Genomic DNA, 3,248 nt, shown 5'->3' with positions numbered 1-3,248 from the left:
GGAGATCATCGTCTGGCCGGCGATGATGAAGGTGTCAGTCAGCGACATGCGCCCGCCATAGAGCGCATTGGCTTCGATCGTGTCGATCGGCGTGCGGAATTTCCGTATCCTGAGCCAGACCACCGTCAGCCCCAGCAGCATGCCGCCGATCGCCGGTATCAGCGCCTGCATCGGATTGGCGAGCGAGAACATGCCGGAAAGCCGGCCGCCTGGCTGAACGCCGAACAGCAGCCCGTGCAGGTCCTGCACGATCTGGCTCATCGCCGTGACCAATATGCCAGCCATCACGCCTACGACACCGGCGAGAACTACCACCACGATGCCGCGTGCCTCGAGCAGGGGCAACGACCTGATCAGCACCGCGCGCAGCCGGCGGGCGTAGACTTCGCTGTGGTTTCTGGAAAGCACCGGGGCGGCTCGCCGATATCGAAAGGCAGTGGAAAGCCGGCCTGATACGCCCGGCGGCACGGCATGGCAACCACAATGCCGACAGACATCACACAGCGGGCGCGATATCGATCGGCCGATGGACCGTTCAGGTCGGCATGGGCTCGCCGGCTTCATAGAGCACGAGGTTGCGCTCGCCTATGCCTAGCGCCGGCCAGCTCGCACGCCAGTCCGCAATGTGCGGCGAGCGGAAATGCGCCTCGAGCGCCGTCCTGTCGCTCCAGACTTCCATGACCCGGATGAGCCCGGCATCGAAAACATCCTGCGCATAGGAATATTCGAGACAGCCGGGCTCGGCGCGGCTGCCGGAAACCATGCGTTCCATAGCGGGCCTGGCTTCCTCCAATTTGGTAGGCGGCAAGCGGATGGTGCCGATGATCAGAAGCACGGGTTTCCCTTCTTTACAAGGCCGACCGACACGGCGGCCTGCGCATGATCGTTGGAACTAGCCAGTCTCCCACCCTCGCGCAAGCTTGGCGGGCTACCCTCACAGGGCTGTCGCGCGCTCGGCAGTCTATGGGGTTTGAGGACGATATGGCGATCAGCGAAAGCATTCAGCCCGGCGCGGTGGCCAAGAACGGCCGCGACGTCTTCTTCGCCATCGGCATCGTCATCATCCTGGCCGTCCTGTTTCTGCCGATTCCAGCCTTTCTCATCGACGTCGGCCTCGCCTTCTCGATCGCGCTTTCGGTGCTGATCCTGATGGTGGCGCTGTGGATCCAGCGGCCGCTCGATTTCTCGTCGTTCCCGACCGTGCTGCTCATCGCCACCATGCTGCGGCTGTCGCTCAACATCGCCACCACGCGCATGATCCTGTCGCATGGCAATGAGGGCACGCATGCCGCCGGCTATGTCATCGCCGGCTTCTCCAAGCTGGTGATGGCCAGCGACTTCGTCATCGGCCTGATCGTCTTCATGATCCTGATCGTGGTGAACTTCATCGTCATCACCAAGGGCGCCACCCGTATCGCCGAAGTCGGCGCGCGCTTCACCCTCGACGCCATCCCAGGCAAGCAGATGTCGATCGACGCCGACCTGTCGGCCGGCATGATCGACGACAAGACCGCGCAGCTGCGCCGCCGCGAGCTGGAAGAAGAATCTTCTTTCTTCGGCTCGATGGACGGCGCCTCGAAGTTCGTGCGCGGCGACGCCATCGCCGGCCTCATCATCACCGCCATCAACATCGTCGGCGGCATCGCCATCGGCTACATCAGGCACGGTATGGGCATGGGCGAAGCCGCCGACGTGTTCATCAAGCTGTCGGTCGGCGACGGCCTCGTCACCCAGATCCCGGCACTGATCGTGTCGCTCGCCGCCGGCCTGCTCGTCTCCAAGGGCGGCACCCGCGGCTCGACCAACCAGGCGGTGTTCGGCCAGCTCGGTGCCCACCCGCGCGCCCTCTATGTCGCGGCATCGCTGCTGGTCCTGCTCGGCCTGATGCCCGGCCTGCCGCTGTTCCCGTTCTTTGCGCTCGCCGCCGGCATGGCCGGTCTCGGCTACGTCATCCCGATGCGCGCCAACCGCGCCGTCGCCGAAGCCGAGGCGATCAAGGACCAGGAAAAGGCGACCAAGGTCGAAGAGGAGAAGAACTCGGTCAAGGCTTCGCTCGCCACCGCCGAGATCGAGCTTTTGATCGGCAAACAGCTGTCGACAAGGCTGCTGACGTCGCATCAGGAACTGGTTTTCCGCATGGGCAAGATGCGCAAGAAATTCGCCACCCAGTACGGCTTCGTCGTGCCGGAAGTGCGCGTCGCCGACGATTTCGCCATCCCGCCGAAGAGCTACCAGATCAAGGTGCACGGCACCGTGGTGGCCGAGTACCAGATGCGCGTCGGCGAGATCATGGTGCTGCTCGGCAACCGCGACATACCCGAGATACCGGGCGAGGAAATCCGCGAGCCGGCCTTCGGCATGCGCGCCTATTCCGTGGTCGAAGCCTTCGCCGAGGATCTGAAGCGCGAGAACTACACCTTCGCCGACAACATGTCGGTGCTGCTCACCCATCTCTCCGAGGTCATCCGCAACAACCTGCCGCAGCTTCTGTCCTACAAGGACATGAAGGCGCTGCTCGAACGCCAGGACCAGGAATACCGCAAGCTCGCCGACGAGATCTGCACCACGCACATCTCCTATCCCGGCCTGCAGGCGGTGTTGAAGCTGCTGCTCGCCGAGCGCGTCTCGATCCGCAATCTGCACCTGATCATCGAGGCGATCGCCGAGATCGCGCCGCATGTGCGCCGCACCGAGCAGATCGTCGAGCATGTCCGCATCCGCATGGCCCAGCAGATATGCGGCGACCTGTCCGAGGGCGGCGTGCTGAAGGTGCTTCGCCTCGGCAACCGCTGGGACCTCGCCTTCCACCAGAGCCTCAAGCGCGACGCCAAGGGCGAGGTGCGCGAATTCGACATCGACCCGCGTCAGCTCGAGGAGTTCGGCCAGGACGCCACCAAGGCGATCAAGAAATATCTGGAAGCCGGCGAGCGTTTCGTCCTCGTCACCGCGCCCGACGCCCGCCCCTATGTGCGCATGATCATCGAGCGCCTGTTCACCACTCTGCCGGTGCTCAGCCATGTCGAAATCGCCAAGGGCGTCGAGATCAAGGTGCTCGGAACCATATCGTGAGCGTGCTGTCGCAAGGCGTCGTCATCGCGGCGTTCCTCGCCTTCTGCCGCATCGGCGCCTGTTTCATGCTGATGCCGGGCCTCTCCAGCGCCCGCGTCCCGGTCCAGGTCAGGTTGTTCGTGGCGGTCGCCGCTACCGGCGGCCTGCTCGCCTTTCTGTGGGGCAAGATTTTTTCTTTC

Annotated in this window: 3 protein-coding genes and 1 pseudogene; 2 read left to right on the top strand and 2 right to left on the bottom strand. The window is 64.0% G+C overall.

The features are described 5' to 3' along the window. Together EOD15_RS31385 and EOD15_RS31380 are read right to left on the bottom strand one after the other, a co-directional pair. Nucleotides 1–408, bottom strand: a pseudogene (locus EOD15_RS31385) (chloride channel protein); the annotation flags it as partial. Between the two features lie 127 nt (nt 409–535). Then, a complete protein-coding gene (locus tag EOD15_RS31380) occupies nt 536–835 on the bottom strand; it encodes a putative quinol monooxygenase (protein WP_127322995.1) in 300 nt (99 codons plus the stop codon). 146 nt (nt 836–981) lie between these two features. Between EOD15_RS31380 and flhA the strand changes: the two genes are divergently transcribed. Further along, a complete protein-coding gene (gene flhA, locus EOD15_RS31375) occupies nt 982–3,069 on the top strand; it encodes a flagellar biosynthesis protein FlhA (protein ID WP_127269778.1) in 2,088 nt (695 codons plus the stop codon). Next, nucleotides 3,066–3,248: flagellar biosynthetic protein FliR (locus EOD15_RS31370; RefSeq protein WP_185929129.1), on the top strand; the 183-nt coding region annotated here is incomplete at its 3' end. The genes flhA and EOD15_RS31370, both read left to right, overlap by 4 nt.

The sequence above is a fragment of the Mesorhizobium sp. M7A.T.Ca.US.000.02.2.1 genome, from assembly GCF_003996995.1.
In the GTDB taxonomy this organism is placed as follows: domain Bacteria; phylum Pseudomonadota; class Alphaproteobacteria; order Rhizobiales; family Rhizobiaceae; genus Mesorhizobium.
This window is presented reverse-complemented; position numbering and strand designations above follow the sequence as displayed.

Bases quoted from the DNA above. Each gene is read 5' to 3' on its own strand.
- flhA (WP_127269778.1), top strand. From the start codon at position 982: ATGGCGATCAGCGAAAGCATTCAGCCCGGCGCGGTGGCCAAGAACGGC.